A 17,868-nucleotide genomic window follows, 5' to 3' on the forward strand; every position below is an offset into this window, starting at 1 on the left:
CGACTGCGAGGCTACCGAGGTTATACGCCCTGACTGACAGAGCTCATATTGAAATCCGGCACCCGCAGCGCCGGCATCGCGGCCCTGGTGAACCAGTCGCTCCACTCGCGCGGCAGCGTCTTCTCCGTCCGCCCCGCCTCGGTCGCCCGCCCCAGCAGGCCCACCGGGGACTCGTTGAACCGGAAGTTGTTCACCTCGCCGGTGACCTCCCCGTTCTCCACGAGGTAGACGCCGTCCCGGGTCAGCCCGGTCAGCAGCAGCGTCGCCGGGTCGACCTCGCGGATGTACCAGAGGCAGGTCAGCAGCAGTCCGCGTCCGGTCGCGGCGACCATCTCCTCCAGCGAGGTGTCGTCGCCGCCGTCGAGGACGAGGTTGCCGATGCCCGGAGCCACCGGCAGTCCCGTCAGGGCCGCGCTGTGCCGGGTGCTCGTCAGACGCTTCAGCTCGCCCTCACGGATCCACTCCGTGGCCTTGAGGGGCAGTCCGTTGTCGAAGACGGAGGCGTCGTCGCCGGAGGAGTGGGTGAGGACGAAGGGGGCGCTTTCGAGCCCGGCCTCGTTCGGGTCGCTGCGCAGGGTGAGCGGCAGCCCGGTGAGCCGGTCGCCGACGCGTGTGCCGCCGCCCGGCTTGCTGAACACCGTCCGGCCCTCGGCCGCGTCCCGGGCCGCCGCCGACCACAGCTGGTAGATCAGCAGGTCCGCGACGGCGGTCGGCGGCAGCAGCGTCTCGTACCGCCCGGCGGGCAGGTCGATCCGCCGCTCGGCCCAGCCCAGCCGGACGGCCAGCTCGGCGTCGAGCGCCGCCGGGTCGACGTCCTTGAAGTCCCGCGTGGAGCGGCCGGCCCACGCCGAGCGCGTACGGTCCGGGGACTTGGCGTTCAGCTCCAGCGTCCCGTTCGGCTGGTCGTGACGCAGGCGCAGCCCCGTGGACGTCCCCAGGTAGCTCGTGACGAGCTCGTGGTTGGCGAAGCCGTACAGCTCCCGGCCGCCCGCACGCGCGCGTGCGAACGATTCACCGAGCGCCGGGGCGAAGTCGGTGAACACCGCCGACGAGGTCTCGGCGGGCGCGTCCGTGAAGTCGGGGGAGGCGGGTACGCCCTCCACGAGCGGCTGGGCGTCCTCGGCGGGGCCCGCCCCGCGCGCCGCGGCCTCGGCGGCCCGTACCAGCGGCTCCAGCTCGTCGGCGGTCACCGCGGAGCGCGAGACGACCCCGGAGGCGGTGCCCTCGCGGCCGTCGACCGTGGCGACGACGGTCAGGGTGCGCCCGCGCGTGACACCGTTGGTGGTCAGCGCGTTGCCCGCCCAGCGCAGGTTCGCGGTCGACTGCTCGTCGGCGATGACGACACACCCGTCCGCCCGGGACAGGGCGAGGGCCCGCTCGACGATCTCGTGCGGCTTGTTCGTACGAGGACTCATCGCCCGGCCTCCTGCGTGGTGTTCAGAATGTTGACGCCCTTGAAGAGGGCGGAGGGGCAGCCGTGCGAGACCGCCGCGACCTGGCCCGGCTGGGCCTTGCCGCAGTTGAAGGCGCCGCCCAGGACATATGTCTGCGGGCCGCCGACGGCCGCCATCGAGCCCCAGAAGTCCGTGGTCGTCGCCTGGTAGGCGACATCCCGCAGCTGGCCCGTGATCTGCCCGTTCTCGATCTTGAAGAACCGCTGGCCGGTGAACTGGAAGTTGTAGCGCTGCATGTCGATCGACCAGGACCGGTCGCCGACGACATAGATCCCGCGGTCGACGCTGCCGATGAGGTCGTCCGTGGACATCCCCGCCGGATCGGGCTGCAGCGACACGTTCGCCATGCGCTGTACGGGCACATGGCCGGGCGAGTCGGCGTACGCGCAGCCGTTGGACCGCTCGAAGCCGGTCAGCTTCGCGATCCTGCGGTCCAGCTGGTAGCCGACGAGCGTGCCGTCCTTCACAAGGTCCCAGGACTGCCCGGCCACGCCCTCGTCGTCGTACCCGATGGTCGCGAGGCCGTGCTCGGCGGTGCGGTCGCCCGTCACGTTCATCAGCTCGGAGCCGTACCGCAACTTGCCCAGCTGGTCGAAGGTGGCGAACGAGGTCCCCGCGTACGCGGCCTCGTAGCCGAGCGCGCGGTCCAGCTCGGTCGCGTGGCCGATGGACTCGTGGATGGTCAGCCACAGGTTGGACGGGTCCACGACCAGGTCGTACACCCCGGCCGTGACGCTCGGCGCCCGCATCTTCTCCGCCAGCAGCTCCGGGATCCGCCCCAGCTCCGCCTCCCAGTCCCAGCCGGTGCCGGTGAGGTACTCCCAGCCGCGTCCGACGGGCGGCGCGATCGTGCGCATCGAGTCGAACTCGCCGCTCGACTCGTCGACGGCCACGGCGGTCAGCTGCGGGTGCAGCCGGACCCGCTGCTGGGTGGTCACCGTGCCCGCGGTGTCCGCGTAGAACTTGTTCTCGTGCACGGTCATCAGCGAGGCGTCGACATGGCTGACACCGGCCGCCCCGAGCAGCCGCGCACTCCACTCCGCCAGCAGCCCGGACTTCTCCTCGTCCGGTACGGAGAAGGGGTCGATCTCGTACGAGGAGATCCACGTCCGCTCGGCGTGCACGGGCTCGTCGGCCAGCTCCACCCGCTCGTCCGAGCCCGCCGCCTTGATCACCTTCGCCGACAGCTTGGCCATGGCCACGGCCTGCGACGCCACCTTCGCGGCGGCGTCCATCGTCAGATCGACCCCGGAGGCGAACCCCCAGGTACCGCCGTGCACGACCCGTACCGCGTACCCGAGGTCGGTCGTGTCCGACGATCCCGCCGGCTTCGCGTCCCGCAGCCGCCAGGACGCGCTGCGCACCCGCTCGAACCGGAAGTCCGCATGGTCGGCGCCCAGCGCCCGGGCCCGCGCGAGCGCCGCGTCGGCCAGGGCCCGTAGCGGCAGTGCCGTGAAGGCTTCGTCGATGGAATGGGGCACGGAGGTCTCCCTTGTTGTCGCCTGTCGGTCCGATCATGTCGCGCGGGCGGGCCCGACGGCCAGGCTTTTCTGTAGGGACCCGACAGCGAGTCCCCCGAGCCACTGTCGGTGCCCGATTCTCCGCGGGGCCGACCGTACCGATAGGTTTTCGAGGTACCAGACCGGCTATCGAAAGGGTGATCCGTTGAGCCGCTCGGTTCTCGTCACCGGAGGAAACCGGGGCATCGGCCTCGCCATCGCCCGCACGTTCGCCGACGCGGGCGACAAGGTCGCGATCACATACCGTTCGGGCGAGCCCCCGGCCGCCCTCACCGAACTGGGCTGCCTCGCGGTCAAGTGCGACATCACCGACACCGAGCAGGTGGAGCAGGCCTACAAGGAGATCGAGGCCGCGCACGGCCCGGTCGAGGTGCTCGTCGCCAACGCCGGTGTCACCAAGGACCAGTTGCTGATGCGGATGTCCGAGGAGGACTTCACGTCCGTCCTGGACACCAACCTGACGGGCACCTTCCGGGTCGTGAAGCGCGCCAACCGCGGCATGCTGCGCGCCAGGAAGGGCCGCGTCGTCCTCCTCTCCTCGGTGGTCGGCCTCCTCGGCTCGGCGGGCCAGGCGAACTACGCGGCCTCCAAGGCCGGCCTGGTCGGGTTCGCGCGGTCGCTCGCCCGTGAGCTGGGCTCGCGCAACCTCACCTTCAACGTCGTCGCACCCGGCTTCGTGGACACGGACATGACCAAGGCGCTCACCGACGAGCAGCGCGAGGCCATCGTGAAGCAGGTGCCGCTCGGCCGTTACGCGCAGCCCGAGGAGATCGCCGCAACGGTGCGGTTCCTCGCCTCGGAAGAGGCCTCGTACATCACTGGAGCCGTCATCCCCGTAGACGGCGGACTGGGAATGGGTCACTGATCACCATGAGTGGAATTCTTGAGGGCAAGCGGGTCCTGATCACCGGTGTGCTGATGGAGTCGTCCATCGCCTTCCACACCGCGAAGCTGGCCCAGGAGCAGGGCGCCGAGATCATCCTGACCGCGTTCCCGCGGCCCACGCTGACCGAGCGCATCGCCAAGAAGCTCCCCAAGCCCACCAAGGTCATCGAGCTCGACGTGACCAACGACGAGCACCTCGGGCGGCTCGCCGAGGTCGTGGGCGCGGAGCTGGGCAGCCTCGACGGCGTCGTGCACTCCATCGGCTTCGCCCCGCAGGACGCCCTCGGCGGCAACTTCCTGAACACGCCGTTCGAGTCGGTCGCCACGGCCATGCACGTCTCCGCCTTCTCCCTGAAGTCGCTGACCATGGCCTGCCTGCCGCTGATGCAGAACGGCGGCGGCTCGGTCGTCGGCCTCACCTTCGACGCCCAGTACGCGTGGCCGCAGTACGACTGGATGGGCCCGGCCAAGGCCGCCCTGGAGGCCACCAACCGCTACCTCGCCCGCGACCTGGGCAAGCAGAACGTGCGCTCCAACCTCATCTCGGCCGGTCCGATCGGCTCGATGGCCGCCAAGTCCATCCCGGGCTTCGGCGAGCTGGCCGCCGTCTGGGACGACCGCGCGCCCCTGGAGTGGGACCTCAAGGACCCCGAGCCGGCCGGCCGCGGTGTCGTCGCCCTGCTCAGCGACTGGTTCCCGAAGACCACCGGCGAGATCATCCACGTCGACGGCGGGCTGCACGCGATCGGCGCGTAGTCGCTGCCGCGCAGGTACGTCCACGGTGTCGGCGCCCCGTTCCCCGCAGTGCGCGGGGAGCGGGGCGTCACCCGTTCGGCCCCACCGGCCGGGCGGCCACGAGGGGTAACGGCCCACTCTGGAGTAGGAGTTCTTCCTGAAGTCTTCGAGGTCTTCGAGGTCTTCGAGGTCTTCGGAGTCTTCGAAGCAGGAGTACTTCTCCCGAGACGCCCTCCAGAGCCCGGCCGAGGAGGTCCCCTTGTGCGCCTGTCCCAGGCCCGATGCACGCATCGGCTCCCCAGGAACGCTTTCGCGGCGGCCCCCGCCGCGCTGTTCGCCGCACTGACCCTGCTGCTCGCGGCGCCTTCCGACGCCGCCTCGCACTCCGCGTACACCGCGGGAACGACGCCCCACGCGCGCGTGCCCGCCGAGAAACGACCCTTCGGAGCGGCGTGCCGGACGGTCGTCGAGGGTTCACATGTGACGGCGTACTGCCGCAACCCGTATCCGGAGTCCGACCATGTCGGCCTGCACATAGAGTGCGACCGCTGGTGGGACATCGACGCCGACGGGGCGAGGGTCGAGGCGGGCCCCGCGCAGAACGTCCGGCTGACCGGCCGCTGCTGGAAGGAAGTCCGCTCGGCGTGGGTCAGCCACGAGAAGTGACGTTCCCCGGCTGTCCCGCAGGGCCCGCGGGCCCTGGCCGCCCCGGGCGGCACAGGAGGAACGGATAGCCGGCCGCCTCCGAGGCCGCCGTCTGCGCGTCGCCCGCACGGATCGCGTCCACCAGGCGGGTGTGGTCCATGTGCGTCTCGGGCGTCAGCTCCTCGCCGACGTCCTCGCGCAGCCAGTCGCGCACGACCTCGCCCAGGTCCGCGTACATCGCCGTCATGACGTCGTTGTGGGACGCGGCGACCACGGCCAGGTGGAAGGTCGTGTCGGCGGTCACGAAGGCCTCCGTGTCGCCCGACTCCCAGGCCTCCTCCCTGCGTACGAGGAGGGCGTCCAGCTGTTTGAGATCGCGCTCGGTGCGGCGCTCGGCGGCCAGCCTCGCCGCGCTCGACTCCAGCGTCGAGCGCAGCTCGGCGATGTGCCGCGGGTCGGCGTCCGCGAACCGGCGGTGCATCACACCGGCCAGCTCGCTGGTCGCCAGCACATAGGTGCCCGAGCCCTGCCGGATGTCGAGCAGGCCGTTGTGCGCGAGGGCCCGCACGGCCTCCCGGACCGTGTTGCGGGCCACCCCCAGTTGCTCGACCAGCTCGGGCTCGGTGGGGATGCGGGAGCCCACCGGCCACTCGCCCGAGGCGATCTCGTTCCGCAGCGCGGCGATGACCTGCTCGGACAGGGCCGAACGACGAGGGTGACTCAGGGGCATGACGGTCCTTCGCGCCAGGGGGTTGGACAACCAATCATCCCATGATTCTATGATGGGGTTCATGACAGGCGAGGAAACCAGGACGACCGTGTCCCCATCGATACCGACCCAGACACCGATACGCAGCTCCGCACACGACGTGGATCTGGACACGCCGCCCACGCGCGCGTGGATGACGCGTCTGGTGATCGCCGGCATCGTCCTGACCGCCCTCAACCTGCGCCCCGCCATCACCAGCCTGGGCGCCCTCCTGGAAGAGGTGCGCGACGGCCTCGGCATGAGCGGCAGCGTCGCCGGGCTCCTCACCTCAGTACCGCCGCTGTGCTTCGCCGTCTTCGGTGTCATGGCACCGCGCCTCGCCCGGCGCTTCGGACCCGCCGCGGTGGTCTGCGCGGGCATGCTGGCGATCGGCACGGGCCTGGTGCTGCGGCCCTTCGTCGGGGGCACGGCCGGTTTCCTCGTCGCCAGCGCCCTCGCGCTCATGGGCATCGCCGTCAGCAACGTCCTCATGCCGGTGATCGTCAAGCGCTGGTTCCCGGACCGGGTCGGCACCATGACCGGCCTCTACTCCATGGCCCTCGCCCTCGGCACCGCCGTCGCGGCCGCCGTCACGGTGCCCATGACCCGGGCCCTGGGCGGGAACTGGCAGTCGGGCCTCGCCGTCTGGGCCCTGCTCGCCGCCGTCGCCGTCCTGCCCTGGATCCCGCTCGTACGGGCCAAGGGCACGCCCCTGTCCGCCGACGCGGCTCCTGGGGGCGCCGCCCCGGTCACGGCCCCGAGCCCGTCCTCCGGAGCGCGTCAGGAGGCCGCCCCGCTGCGGATCACCCGCAGCCGTACCGCCTGGGCGCTCGCGGTCTTCTTCGGGCTGCAGGCCACCGCCGCCTACATCACGATGGGCTGGATGGCGCAGATCTTCCGGGACGCCGGTGTCCCGGCGGGCACCGCCGGGCTGCTGCTCGCGGTCACGATGGTGATGGGCGTGCCCCTGGCCTTCGTCATACCGCGGCTGGCCACCCGGCTGCCCCACCAGGGGCCCATCGTGGTCGCCCTCGGCCTCTGCGGGTTCGCCGGCTACGCGGGGCTCTATCTCGCCCCGGCCACCGGCGCCTGGGCGTGGGCCCTGCTGCTCGGTATCGCCAACTGCGCGTTCCCGCTGGCCCTCACCATGGTCGGCATGCGGGCCAGGACCGGCGCGGGGGTCGTGCAGCTCTCGGCCTTCGCGCAGAGCACCGGCTACCTCATCTCGATCCCCGGCCCGCTGCTGGTGGGCGTGCTCTACCAGCACAGCGGCGGCTGGGGGCTGCCGATCACGCTCATGGCGGGCCTGATGGTCCCGCAGATCGTGGTGGGCGTCCTCGCGGGCCGCGACCGCACGGTGGAGGACGAGGCCGCGCGCTGACGGCCGTCCCTGGACCACGTGCTGACCGCCGCTCCCTGACCGTGCGGCGCCCGCCTGCTTCCGGAGCGCGCGGCGACTGCCCGCTCGCGTCCCGTACGGCGACCACCCGCCCCCGTCCTGCGCGGCGCCCGGCTCCTCCCACCCCGCGCGTCGACCGCCCCCCGACGCCGACCCCACCCGTGAGGAGCCGGGCGAAGAGTGCGAGACTGGGCGTATGCCCGTGCTCGATCCGAATCCCAAGAACGGCCAGAAGAAGATGCTCCTCGTCTTCGGCGCGTTCCTCCTCATCTTCGTGGTCATCGGCGTCATCGCATCCATCGCCTCACCCTGACCACGCTCCGCCGGGCCCCCGGGGGAGCGGATGGTGGGGTTATCCCCCCGTCCCCTAGGGGGTGAGTGTCAGGGTCAAGTGGGTGGATCACCGGATGGGTTGAGGGTTCCCGAGTCCGTACCTTCGAGATGTGACCGCGAGGACGCGGACCACGGACCACTCGGAGCCCCACGGAGGCGGCATGTCGGCCCCAACGCACACCCCGCCCCACCCGGCGACCGGGCGCGGCGTCGATACGCGACTGCCCTGGTGGGCGGTCCTTCTCCCCGCGCTCGCCTTCGCGGCGCTCCTGCTGCTGATACTGAACCCCGCGGACGCCCACGCGGCGGGCACCGATCCGGCGGTCGGCAGCCTCTTCGAGCGGATCCAGCAGCTGGTACTGCACCAGGGTTCGTGAGCCGCCCGCGCCCCGGCTCCCGGGATCGTGCCGGGCCAGGGCTCGTGAGCTCCCCGTGCCCCGTGGTGGGGCAGCGCATCAACTCCCTGCGCCCCGTGGCGTGTTTCATGCGAAGCTGGGACCCATGAGCGTCGCAGAACCCCGCAGGATTGTCCTTTTCCGGCATGCGAAGGCCGACTGGCCCGAGGTGCCCGACCACGAGCGTCCGCTGGCCGAGCGGGGCCGCAAGGACGCCGCCGTCGCCGGACGCAAGCTGGCCGACACCGGCATCCCCTTCGATCTGGCCCTCTGCTCCACCGCGACCCGGACCCGCGAGACCTGGAAGCTCGCCGTCCAGGAACTGCCGCACCGGCCGAAAACGGTCTACGAGGAGCGGCTCTACGAAGCCTCCCCGGGCGAGCTGATCGCCGTACTGAACGAAACCCCGGACGACGCGCAGAACGCCCTCCTGATCGGGCACAACCCCGGAGTGCAGGGCCTCGCCGACATCCTGGCCGGGCGGTCCGCGGCCGACGCGCAGGAAGGGGTGAGCCGCGAGTTCCACCCCGCCGCGTTCGCCGTTCTCTCCTTCACCGGCTCATGGAAGAGCCTGGAGCCCGGCGCGGCCACCCTGCTCGACTACTGGGACCCGTCCGAGTGACCACACCGTGAGCACGGACGGGGCCCGGCACCGATCGCGGTGCCGGGCCCCGTCCCTGTCGCGGGAGACCCGAGGTGTTCGCGGAAGCGCACACCCAGGGATGTCAGTCCACGTGCATGTCCGCCGCCTCGACCTCTTCGCGCGTGACGCCCAGCAGGTAGAGGACCGTGTCCAGGAAGGGGAAGTTCACCGCGGTGTGCGCCGCCTGGCGCACCACCGGCTTGGCGTTGAACGCGACCCCGAGACCGGCCGCGTTCAGCATGTCCAGGTCGTTGGCCCCGTCACCGATCGCCACCGTCTGGGAGATCGGAACGCCCGCCTCCGCGGCGAACCGGCGCAGCAGCCGCGCCTTGCCCGCCCGGTCCACGATCTCGCCGATGACCCGGCCCGTCAGCTTCCCGTCGACGATCTCCAGCGTGTTGGCCTGCGCGAAGTCCAGCCCGAGCCGCTCCCGCAGATCGTCCGTCACCTGGGTGAACCCGCCGGAGACGACACCGACCTGGAAGCCGAGCCGCTTCAGCGTGCGGATGAGCGTGCGCGCCCCCGGCGTCAGCCGCACCTCGCTGCGCACCTTGTCCACGACGGAGCCGTCGAGCCCCTTGAGGAGCTGCACGCGCGCGTGCAGGGACTGCTCGAAGTCCAGCTCGCCGCGCATCGCGGCCGCCGTCACCTCGGCGACCTCTGCCTCGCAGCCGGCGTGCGCCGCGAACAGCTCGATGACCTCGTCCTGGATGAGCGTGGAGTCCACGTCCATCACGACCAGGCGCTGGGCCCGCCGGTGCAGCCCGGCCGCGACCACCGCGATGTCGACGCCGAGCGCGGCGGCCTCGGTCACCAGCGCGGTCCGCAGCGCCTCGGGCTCCGTACCGGACACCGCGAACTCGACCGCGGTCACGGGGTACTTGGCCAGCCGGAAGATACGGTCGATGTTGCCGCCGGCCCCGGTGATCCGGGCGGCGATGGCGGCCGTGGACTCCGCGGTGAGCGGATGGCCGAGAACCGTCACATGCGACCTGCCGTGCCCGCGGGGCCGGTTGTCGCCGTGACCGGAGATGATCTCGGTCTGCAGCCGCATCGAGTCCGCCCAGCTGTGCACGGTGGCGCGCAGATCGCCCTCCAGACCGGCCGGCGGATGCGTCACGAGCGCGCACAGCACGATCCGGCCACGGGTGACGACCTGCTCGATGTCGACCACGTCGACCGAGTAGGCGGCGAGGGTGTCGAAGAGCCCGGCGGTGATACCTGGACGGTCCTTGCCGAAGATCTTGACGAGGAGAGTCGGGACATCAGTGGGAACATCAGGGGTGTGTGATGCGCTCATGGTGCTCACACGGTATCCGGCACTCCGTGCCGAATGCCCCCGAGGTCCGCCTGACGGACAGGGAACAGTACATGTCGCCCGGGTGTCCCCGGCCTTCACGGGCCGTGTCGGACCCGCGCCCGCTCTCCGGTCAGCGGCGTCCGCCCGGCTTGCGGGGCGGCGGCGGGGGAGGCAGCTCGTCCGGCGGGGTGGGCGGCCCGTCCTGCGACGAACGGGACCGGCGCCGGGGTCCGGACCCCGGCTGCCCCGGACGGGGCGTCGGCGGGAAGGGGCCGATCATCGTCTGCGCCCCGTACACGTCGTCCGGCACGTCGTCCGGCGGACGCGCACCGGGCGGCGGCTGCCCACCACCGCCGGGAGGCTGTCCACCGGGCCCTGAGGGCCCACCAGGGGGCCGCGGCCGGCCGCCGGGAGGCTGCGGTTGCCCACCGGGGGGCCGTGGCTGAGCGCCGGGAGGCCCTGCTTGTCCGCCTGGGTCGCGCCGCTGCCCGCCGGGGGGCCGGGAGCCGCCGGGGGACCGGGGGCCGGAGCGCCGACCGGGCCCTGACTCCCGTAACTCGTCGGGGATCCGCAGATAGGGGTTCGTCTCCGGGTTCGTCGGCCGGAACGGCGTACCGGGGCGGTAGGGACCGGCCTCCCCGGCCGGCTGCCCCGCCGTTCGTCCGGCCACCTCCGCGTACGAGGCGACGGCTTCCGGCGAGGACCCGTCCACCTCACCCCGTGCCAGCGGCGCCGCCTGCCGGCCGGCCGCACCCGACGCGCACGCGAGCAGCGCGCCCACCGCGCCCGCGACCGCGCCCCACAGCGCACCGAGCAGCAGCGCCATGCCGAGCTGCCCGCGCAACTCGATCCCGGAGTCGAACGCGTCGATGCCGAGCACGGACAGCGAGGCGTCCACGGACACCTCCGTCAGCCAGACCAGCAGCGGCAGCACCAGCGCCGTCACGATCGCCAGCCGCAGCGCGCAGCGAGCCGCGAAACCGAGGACGCCCCGCTCCCGTACGAACGGGGTGCGGGCCGCGGTCAGGACGCCCGCGAACAGCATCATCAGGGCCGCCGCGACGCCCAGCAGCCAGACCCGGCCGTCCAGTTCGGCCAGCCTGGCCAGGGTCACGGGGTCGTCGGAGAACTTCAGGAGGTCGTCCATGGGGTCCGGCAGGAACTGCAGGAACGGACCCTTGGCCGTCCCGTCCCACGGCACGAGGAGCCCGATCGGGATGCCGAGCCACACGCCGTTGGGCGCCCCGAGCAGGGCGGCGCCGGCGATCCGTTTCGGGTTGTCGTCGCCGATCGCCGCGTACGCCGCCGCCGCGAAGCCCGCCAGGACCGCCACCAGCAACACCGTGACCAGCGCGGACACCGCGGGCCGCACCACGCGGTGCACGGCCGTCCAGCCGCCCGGCAGCGGGGTCCTGCGCGAGGCCAGCAGCGCGATCAGCAGGACGCCGAGGACCCAGCCGAGGCCCCCGAGGAGCGTCGGCACGGTGTCGACGGTGAAGCCCACCTTGGCGTTCGCGTCCGCGAGGTCCCCGAGCCGGTCCGGCAGCAGCCCGCCGATGTTGCCGAGCCCGGGCACCTCCACGTCGTCGGGGACCCCGCCGCCCGGCAGCTTGTCGAGCCCGAGCGCACCGCCGTCGATCGTGATGATGTCGTGTCCCGCCCAGGCCAGACCCCCCAGCAGCGCCACGAAGAGAGCGGCCACCGTGCCCGCCCGCGCCACCAGTTCGGCGGGCGAGATCACCGCGCCCGCCCCGCGCAGCGAGCGCAGGAAGAACCAGGACAGCAGCAGCGCGCCCACCAGGCTCACCCCCAGTGGCGTGATCTGGAGGGCGGTGTCCGCCTGGGCGCCTTCCAGCCCGAACGCCGACATATCGCCCGAGGGCGTCACCGAACCACCCGCCCCGAGCGCCACGAGCGCCGCGGTCATCGGCCCGAGCGAGGCCGTCTCGTCGGCATCGAGCAGATGCAGCCCCAGCGCGGCCACCCCCACCATGCCGATCAACGCCCAGCTCACGGCGGCGATCGAGGACAGCAGCACATCGCCCACCGGTACGCGCCTGCCGTGCCCCACGGACCCGTCGCTCATCGTCAGCCCCCCGACTCCGCACCCGCGACACCTCCGCCGCGGTGTCCCCCTCGCGTGGGATTACCACTCTCCGGTCCGGTTTCAACCCCGTCAACGGAAACGGACAAGACGCCCGTACTCGGTCTTCGCGAGGCCCGACTTTCGGTCAGGGGCCTCCTACTGAAATAGTTCCCCACGATGTTCGACATCCCTAGACTCCCTGTGTTGGGGGTACATCGGGGGACAACACAGTGGGGCATGGAGTGCCGGAACTCGTACTGGAATTGAACGGACGGACCTGGACGCTCGAAGCGTCCAGGCCATACACCCTCGGACGCGATCCGCAGGGGGACATCGTGCTCGACGACGCCAGGGTGTCCTGGCGTCACGCCACGATCAGCTGGGGCGGCCGCAGTTGGGTCATCGAGGACCACGGCAGCACCAACGGCACATTCGTGCAGGGGCAGCGGATCCATCAGATGGAGATCGGCCCCGGCTCGGCCGTGCACCTCGGCAACGCGACCGACGGACCACGCCTGAGCATGACGGGCGCCGCGGCCGCGACACCGCAGGCACAGCCCCAGCAGCAGCCGTACGCCGCTCAGGGCGCCCCGGCGGCCGGCTGGGCCCAGCAGACGCCGCAGGCGCCCGAGCAGAGCTGGCAGCAGTCGCAGCAGCAGGGTCAGCAGGGCGGGCACATCCCGCAGCAGCAGGGCTCCGGCGGCGCCGCGGGGGCGCCGCCGGTCTACGGCGACCGCAGCCCGACCACGTTCCACCAGATGTCGCTGGGCCGCGTGATGCGGATCGGCCGTGCGCTGGAGAACGAGCTGGTCGTCTCCGACCTGCAGGTCTCGCGGAACCACGCCGAGTTCCACGCGACGCCCGACGGGCGTTACGAGATCCGTGACCTCGGCTCGCACAACGGCACGTTCGTCAACGGTATGCCGATCGCCAAGGGCGGCTCCGCGCTGCTCGGCGCGAACGACATCGTCGGCGTCGGCCACTCGACGTTCCGCCTGGTGGGCGACCGCCTCGAAGAGTTCGTCGACACCGGTGAGGTCTCGTTCTCGGCCCGCCATCTGACCGTCACGGTCGACGGCGGCAAGCAGATCCTCAAGGACGTCTCCTTCGGTGTGCCGGAGAAGTCGCTCATCGCGGTCATCGGCCCCTCCGGTTCCGGCAAGTCGACGCTCCTCAAGGCGCTCACGGGCTACCGCCCCGCCAACGAGGGCGACGTCCTCTACGACAACCGAAACCTCTACAAGCAGTTCGCCGAGCTGCGTCAGCGCATCGGTCTGGTCCCGCAGGACGACATCCTGCACAAGGAGCTGACCGTCAAGAAGGCCCTCAAGTACGCGGCCAAGCTGCGCTTCCCCGCGGACACCACGACCCAGGAGCGCGACTCCCGGATCGACGAGGTGCTGCGCGAGCTCAAGCTCGACATCCACAAGGAGAAGAAGGTCACCTCCCTCTCCGGTGGCCAGCGCAAGCGCGTCTCGGTGGCCCTGGAGCTGCTGACCAAGCCGTCGCTGATCTTCCTGGACGAGCCGACCTCCGGTCTCGACCCGGGCATGGACCGCGATGTCATGCAGCTGCTGCGCGGCCTCGCCGACGACGGCCGCACGGTCCTCGTCGTCACGCACTCCGTGGCGGAACTGGCCATCTGCGACAAACTTCTGGTCATGGCGCCCGGCGGTTCCGTGGCCTATTTCGGTCCGCCCGAGGAGGCACTGAACTTCTTCGGCTACGACACCTGGGCCGATGTCTTCTCCGCCTTCGAGAACTACCGCGACTACGACTGGGCGGGCCGCTGGAAGGGCTCGCAGCACTACCAGATGTACGCCGCGGACATCGACGCGGTCGCCCCGCAGTCCGTACACATGCCGCCGCCGCAGGCGATGCGCCCGCCGAAGCCGCAGGGCTGGATGTCCCAGCTGGCCACCCTGGTCCGGCGGTACGTCTCGGTCATCGCGTCCGACAAGGGCTTCCTGGCGCTGACGGTGATCCTGCCGGCGGTCCTCGGCGCGGTCAGCCTGCTCATCGAGCCGGACAAGACGCTGCTGGTGAACACGAAACTGCAGCCCAACGGTCTGCCCATCCCGAACAGCACGGCCGCGACGGTGCTGCTGATCCTCGCGGTGGGCGCCTGTTTCGCGGGCGCCGCGAACTCGGTCCGTGAGCTGATCAAGGAACGGGTCATCTACGAGCGCGAACGCGCGACCGGCCTGTCACGCTCCGCGTATCTGATGTCCAAGGTGATCGTCCTCGGCGTCATCACGATGTTCCAGGGCGCGCTGGTCGGCGCGATCGGTTTCATGAGCCGGACCATCCCCGACGAGGGACTGATCCTCGGCGGCGCGGTCGCGCTGGAACTCTCCCTGCCGATCATGGCGCTGGGCTTCACCTCGATGATGTTCGGCCTGGTCATCTCCTCGCTGGTGAAGACCGCCGAGAAGACCATGCCGCTGCTGGTGATGTTCGCGATCATCCAGGTCGTCTTCACCGGCTGCCTGTTCCCGCTGAACGGCGCCGTGGGCGTCAACCAGATCTCGTATCTGATGCCGTCGCGCTGGGCGGTCGGCGCCTCCGGGGCCACGCTCGACTTCAACAAGATCAACCCGCACAACACGGCCGAGACCGATCCCCTGTGGGATCACACGGCGCTGACCTGGGTCCTCGACATGACGGCCCTGTTCGCCCTCGCCGCGGTCTGCGCCTTCCTGGTGGCCCGCTTCCTGCGCCGCCACGAGCCGGAGGTCATGCGCAAGTAGGACGCCGCGAGCGGCACGCGCGAAGGGCGGCACCCCGATCGGGGTGCCGCCCTTTCCGGCGTACGGGCAGAGGTCCGCGCAGACCTCAGTACGCGCTGTTGACGTTGTCGATCGAGCCGTACCGGTCCGCCGCGTAGTTGGCGGCGGCGGTGATGTTGGCGACCGGGTTGTACTGGCTCCAGGCGGTGCCGGCGACGTGGTACGCGTCGAAGGTCGGCTTGATGACCTGCAGCAGACCGATGGACGGGACGCCGTTGATGGCGTTGATGTCCCAGCCGTTGATCGCGTTCGGGTTGCCCGAGGACTCCCGGATGATGTTGCGGTGCAGCCCGTCGTACGTGCCCGGGATGCCGTGCTTCTTCATGATGTCCAGCGACTGGCGTATCCAGCCGTCCAGGTTGTTCGCGTAGGTCTTCGCGGCGACCGGCTTGACCGCGGCGCGCTGGGCGGACCGGCTCGCGGCCTCCTTGGCCTTGCGGGCGTCCGCGGCCTTCTTCGCCGCGGCGGCCTCTGCGGCCTTCTTCGCGGCGGCGGCGTCGGCCGCCTTCTTCTTCGCGGCGGCGGCCTGGGCGTCGGCCAGCTGGCCGCTGAGGCCGACGGTCTTGACCTTCAGCTGCTGCGACGAGAGCGCGACCGGGGCGGCGGAGACCGAGTCGGCGCTCGCCTTCGTGTCGGCGGGGGCCAGCGAGAACGCGAGGGCGGCGGCGCCGAGCGTGGCGACACCGGCGAACGAGAGCTTGTGGGCCTTGGTCATGGCGGGGATGCGACCAGGAATGCTGTGCTGCTTGGGCATGGCTGGAGGACCTCTTCGAATAGCGCGGAGGCCGCTCTCGATCCGATGGGGACAAAGGGTGTTTCCGGATCTGACGCCGTGGGTAAGCACCTGCGGCATCGAGCGACGGGAGCCATTGTTAGCGGCCCGAATTTTCGATGGCAAAGGTGTGACGTACGACCTCGGGTAGTGGACCCCCAAAGGGCAAATCGGGACAGACCAATACGTCTGCCCCGCTCACCAGGAGTCCAGTTGTCTCCTATGCCCGTTCGTACGTGATGTGCGCCCTATGTGAGGGCTCACATCGGATACGGCTCGGACTCACCGGCAGTTGCTGTGGCAATCCTCTGTGTGAGGGTTCTCCACCGAGAGGGCCGCCGGGGACTCCTCCGGGAGGATGAGGTGCACGTCGCCGAACTCGTGCCACAGGTAGCGCCCGCGCAGCGCCTGCTCGTACCCGCGGTCGACGGCCTTCCCGCCCGCGATCGCCTCCAGCATCAGCAGATGCGAGGCCTGCGGCTCGTGCAGCCCGGTGAGCAGCCCGTCGACGACCCGCACCCCGCGCTCCGGGGTCACCACCAGACCGGTCCAGCCCCGCGCGGCACGCACCACCCCGTCGGGACCGGCCGCCGACTCCACGGCGCGTACGGCGGTGGTGCCGACCCCGATCACCCTGCCGTCACCGGCCCTCGCCGCGTTGATCAGCCGCGCCGAGGTCTCCGGCACCGTGAAGCGCTCCGGGTACGGCGGCTCGTGCGCCTCCGCCGAGGCGACCCCCGTGTGCAGGGTGACGGGCGCGAACTGCACACCCCGGCTCACCAGCTCCGCCACCAGCCGCGCGGTGAAGGGCCGCGCCGCGCTCGGCATCTCCGCACTCCCCGCCCCGTCGGCGGACGGCAGCGCGAACACGGTCTGGTACGCGGACAGCGGCTGGTCCCGGTCCGTGTAGGAGTAGCGGATGGGCCTCCCGTGCCGCCGCAGCAGCCCCGGCACGTCGGCGTCGGAGACCCGCCCCCACCACAGCCGCGCACTCCGGTCGGCGAGCGGCTCCTCCAGGACCAGCCGTACGTCCCCCGGCAGCCCTACCTCCGTCCCCGCCGGCCCGCCCCCGCGTGCGCGCGTGGTGCCCCTTCCGTCGGGCTCGCGCAGCTCCACCGCCCACCGCCCGTCGTCGCCCCGGGTGGAGAAATGCACCACCACGCGCGCGTGCCCCACTCTCCCGTCCACCGCGGCCGCCAGCGTCATGGACGTGTTCACGACGAGCAGGTCCCCGGCCCGCAGCAGGCCCGGCAGCTCCACGAACGCGTGGTGCGACACCCGGGTCCCCCGGGAGACGAGCAGACGGACGGCGTCGCGGTCGAGCCCGGTGCCCCGCTGTTCGGCAGGCACCCGCGCCGACAGCTCCTCGGGGAGCGTCCACCTGCCCGCCCGGCCGCCGTCGAGCGGGGGCACCCCCATGGCCGTCGTCATCGCTGCTCCAGCAGGGCGGGCGCCCCGTAGCGCCCGCTCGCCGGACGCCCGTCGAGCAGCCTCAGGAAGGCCGGCACGACACTCGCCGGGTCGGGCCGCGGATCGTCGTCGTCCGGAACGGCCGCCGCGTACAGGTCCGTGCCCATGTCCCCCGGGTCGACCGCCCAGACCCGCAGCCTGGGCTCCTCCTCGCCGAGCACCGCGGAGAGCTGGTCGAGCGCCGCCTTCGAGGCCCCGTAACCGCCCCAGGTCTCGTACGCCTCCGCCGCCGCGTCCGAGCTGACGTCGATCACCGCGCCCGCCGGCGACTCCCGCAGCAGCGGCAGCGCCTCCTGGACCAGCCCCAGCGCCGCGACCACATTGACCTCCAGCGCCCGCCGGAGCCCGTCCAGGGCCAGCGATTCGAGCCGTACGAGCGGTTCGGCGCCCAGCGCGCTCGCGTTGTTCACCAGGAGATCGACGCCGCCGAGCTCCCGGGCCGCCGCCACCAGCCGGGAGCGGTGCGCCCCGTCCGTGACGTCCCCGGGCAGCGCCCGTACCTGCGTCCCGTACTTACCGAGGACGGCCACCGCCGTCTCCTGGAGGGGCCGCGCGGTTCTGGCGTCGAGCACCAGATCCCAGCCGCGCTCCGCCAGCGCCTCGGCGAGCGCGCGCCCCAGCCCCTTGGAAGCCCCCGTGATGATCGCTACCGGCATGATCCGTCCCCTCGTCCTCGACCGCCGCTCCGGGCGGC

General features: G+C 71.6%; 16 protein-coding genes. 8 read left to right on the plus strand and 8 right to left on the minus strand.

Annotation, left to right across the window (positions count from 1 at the left end; all coding sequences use genetic code 11):
• Positions 1–20: 20 nt before the first annotated feature.
• On the minus strand, positions 21–1,415 hold the full coding sequence (locus J8N05_RS17695) for a metallopeptidase TldD-related protein (RefSeq protein WP_210883902.1): 1,395 nt from the start codon (positions 1,413–1,415) through the stop codon (positions 21–23).
• Positions 1,412–2,935, minus strand: a complete 1,524-nt coding sequence (locus tag J8N05_RS17700) for a TldD/PmbA family protein (protein WP_210883904.1) — start codon at positions 2,933–2,935, stop codon at positions 1,412–1,414. The genes J8N05_RS17695 and J8N05_RS17700 overlap by 4 nt, the downstream gene beginning before the upstream one ends.
• Positions 2,936–3,119: 184 nt before the next feature.
• Here J8N05_RS17700 and fabG point away from each other — a divergent pair, with 184 nt between their 5' ends.
• The 3 genes from fabG to J8N05_RS17715 all read left to right on the plus strand — a co-directional run bounded on the left by fabG (position 3,120) and on the right by J8N05_RS17715 (position 5,260).
• Complete coding sequence (gene fabG, locus J8N05_RS17705; RefSeq protein ID WP_210883907.1) at positions 3,120–3,839, plus strand: 3-oxoacyl-[acyl-carrier-protein] reductase; 720 nt, start codon at positions 3,120–3,122, stop codon at positions 3,837–3,839.
• Between the two features lie 5 nt (positions 3,840–3,844).
• Entirely contained in the window at positions 3,845–4,615 is a 771-nt protein-coding gene (gene fabI / locus J8N05_RS17710; RefSeq protein ID WP_210883908.1) for an enoyl-ACP reductase FabI, read from the plus strand.
• A 309-nt stretch (positions 4,616–4,924) separates the two neighbouring features.
• On the plus strand, positions 4,925–5,260 hold the full coding sequence (locus tag J8N05_RS17715; RefSeq protein WP_383947467.1) for a hypothetical protein: 336 nt from the start codon (positions 4,925–4,927) through the stop codon (positions 5,258–5,260).
• On the opposite strand, the gene J8N05_RS17720 is transcribed toward J8N05_RS17715, so the two are convergent.
• A complete protein-coding gene (locus tag J8N05_RS17720) occupies positions 5,244–5,969 on the minus strand; it encodes a FadR/GntR family transcriptional regulator (protein WP_210883909.1) in 726 nt (241 codons plus the stop codon). The two genes, J8N05_RS17715 and J8N05_RS17720, sit on opposite strands and share 17 nt — an antisense overlap.
• A gap of 61 nt (positions 5,970–6,030) precedes the next feature.
• Here J8N05_RS17720 and J8N05_RS17725 point away from each other — a divergent pair, with 61 nt between their 5' ends.
• The 4 genes from J8N05_RS17725 (at position 6,031) to J8N05_RS17735 (ending at position 8,736) form a co-directional block, all read left to right on the plus strand.
• Positions 6,031–7,368, plus strand: coding sequence for a CynX/NimT family MFS transporter (locus J8N05_RS17725; RefSeq protein ID WP_407699914.1), 1,338 nt, complete (start codon positions 6,031–6,033; stop codon positions 7,366–7,368).
• 214 nt (positions 7,369–7,582) lie between these two features.
• Positions 7,583–7,699, plus strand: coding sequence for an SGM_5486 family transporter-associated protein (locus J8N05_RS47895; protein ID WP_107017780.1), 117 nt, complete (start codon positions 7,583–7,585; stop codon positions 7,697–7,699).
• Positions 7,700–7,880: 181 nt separating this feature from the next.
• The gene (locus J8N05_RS17730) at positions 7,881–8,096 is read left to right on the plus strand and encodes a hypothetical protein (protein ID WP_210883915.1); all 216 of its coding nucleotides are present in this window, start codon (positions 7,881–7,883) and stop codon (positions 8,094–8,096) included.
• Positions 8,097–8,220: 124 nt separating this feature from the next.
• Complete coding sequence (locus J8N05_RS17735; RefSeq protein ID WP_210883916.1) at positions 8,221–8,736, plus strand: SixA phosphatase family protein; 516 nt, start codon at positions 8,221–8,223, stop codon at positions 8,734–8,736.
• Between the two features lie 103 nt (positions 8,737–8,839).
• Here the strand turns inward: J8N05_RS17735 and serB are convergent, their stop codons facing one another.
• Entirely contained in the window at positions 8,840–10,057 is a 1,218-nt protein-coding gene (gene serB, locus J8N05_RS17740; RefSeq protein WP_210883917.1) for a phosphoserine phosphatase SerB, read from the minus strand.
• A gap of 130 nt (positions 10,058–10,187) precedes the next feature.
• On the minus strand, positions 10,188–12,143 hold the full coding sequence (locus J8N05_RS17745; RefSeq protein WP_210883918.1) for a streptophobe family protein: 1,956 nt from the start codon (positions 12,141–12,143) through the stop codon (positions 10,188–10,190).
• Positions 12,144–12,385: 242 nt separating this feature from the next.
• On the opposite strand from J8N05_RS17745, the gene J8N05_RS17750 reads away from it, so the two are divergent.
• On the plus strand, positions 12,386–14,893 hold the full coding sequence (locus tag J8N05_RS17750; RefSeq protein ID WP_210883921.1) for an ABC transporter ATP-binding protein/permease: 2,508 nt from the start codon (positions 12,386–12,388) through the stop codon (positions 14,891–14,893).
• 85 nt (positions 14,894–14,978) lie between these two features.
• Here the strand turns inward: J8N05_RS17750 and J8N05_RS17755 are convergent, their stop codons facing one another.
• The 3 genes from J8N05_RS17755 to J8N05_RS17765 form a co-directional block, all read right to left on the minus strand.
• Positions 14,979–15,686 carry a transglycosylase SLT domain-containing protein gene (locus tag J8N05_RS17755; RefSeq protein ID WP_210883927.1) on the minus strand — a complete coding sequence of 236 codons (708 nt, stop codon included), beginning with the start codon at positions 15,684–15,686 and terminating at the stop codon, positions 14,979–14,981.
• A gap of 300 nt (positions 15,687–15,986) precedes the next feature.
• Positions 15,987–17,135, minus strand: a complete 1,149-nt coding sequence (locus tag J8N05_RS17760; protein WP_210883928.1) for an S-adenosylmethionine:tRNA ribosyltransferase-isomerase — start codon at positions 17,133–17,135, stop codon at positions 15,987–15,989.
• Positions 17,132–17,830 carry an SDR family NAD(P)-dependent oxidoreductase gene (locus J8N05_RS17765; protein ID WP_210883929.1) on the minus strand — a complete coding sequence of 233 codons (699 nt, stop codon included), beginning with the start codon at positions 17,828–17,830 and terminating at the stop codon, positions 17,132–17,134. Before J8N05_RS17765 ends, J8N05_RS17760 begins: the two co-directional genes overlap by 4 nt.
• Positions 17,831–17,868 lie beyond the last annotated feature (38 nt).

The organism is Streptomyces liliiviolaceus (genome assembly GCF_018070025.1).
In the GTDB taxonomy this organism is placed as follows: domain Bacteria; phylum Actinomycetota; class Actinomycetes; order Streptomycetales; family Streptomycetaceae; genus Streptomyces; species Streptomyces liliiviolaceus.

Excerpts from the sequence above, each read along its gene's own strand:
- J8N05_RS17730 (WP_210883915.1), top strand. The coding sequence starts at position 7,881 with ATGTCGGCCCCAACGCACACCCCGCCCCACCCGGCGACCGGGCGCGGC.
- J8N05_RS17755 (WP_210883927.1), bottom strand. The coding sequence starts at position 15,686 with ATGCCCAAGCAGCACAGCATTCCTGGTCGCATCCCCGCCATGACCAAG.
- J8N05_RS17695 (WP_210883902.1), bottom strand. The coding sequence starts at position 1,415 with ATGAGTCCTCGTACGAACAAGCCGCACGAGATCGTCGAGCGGGCCCTC.
- J8N05_RS17765 (WP_210883929.1), bottom strand. The coding sequence starts at position 17,830 with ATGCCGGTAGCGATCATCACGGGGGCTTCCAAGGGGCTGGGGCGCGCG.
- J8N05_RS17725 (WP_407699914.1), top strand. The coding sequence starts at position 6,031 with ATGACAGGCGAGGAAACCAGGACGACCGTGTCCCCATCGATACCGACC.
- J8N05_RS17760 (WP_210883928.1), bottom strand. The coding sequence starts at position 17,135 with ATGACGACGGCCATGGGGGTGCCCCCGCTCGACGGCGGCCGGGCGGGC.
- J8N05_RS17720 (WP_210883909.1), bottom strand. The coding sequence starts at position 5,969 with ATGCCCCTGAGTCACCCTCGTCGTTCGGCCCTGTCCGAGCAGGTCATC.
- J8N05_RS17735 (WP_210883916.1), top strand. The coding sequence starts at position 8,221 with ATGAGCGTCGCAGAACCCCGCAGGATTGTCCTTTTCCGGCATGCGAAG.
- serB (WP_210883917.1), bottom strand. The coding sequence starts at position 10,057 with ATGAGCGCATCACACACCCCTGATGTTCCCACTGATGTCCCGACTCTC.
- J8N05_RS17745 (WP_210883918.1), bottom strand. The coding sequence starts at position 12,143 with ATGAGCGACGGGTCCGTGGGGCACGGCAGGCGCGTACCGGTGGGCGAT.
- fabI (WP_210883908.1), top strand. The coding sequence starts at position 3,845 with ATGAGTGGAATTCTTGAGGGCAAGCGGGTCCTGATCACCGGTGTGCTG.
- J8N05_RS47895 (WP_107017780.1), top strand. The coding sequence starts at position 7,583 with ATGCCCGTGCTCGATCCGAATCCCAAGAACGGCCAGAAGAAGATGCTC.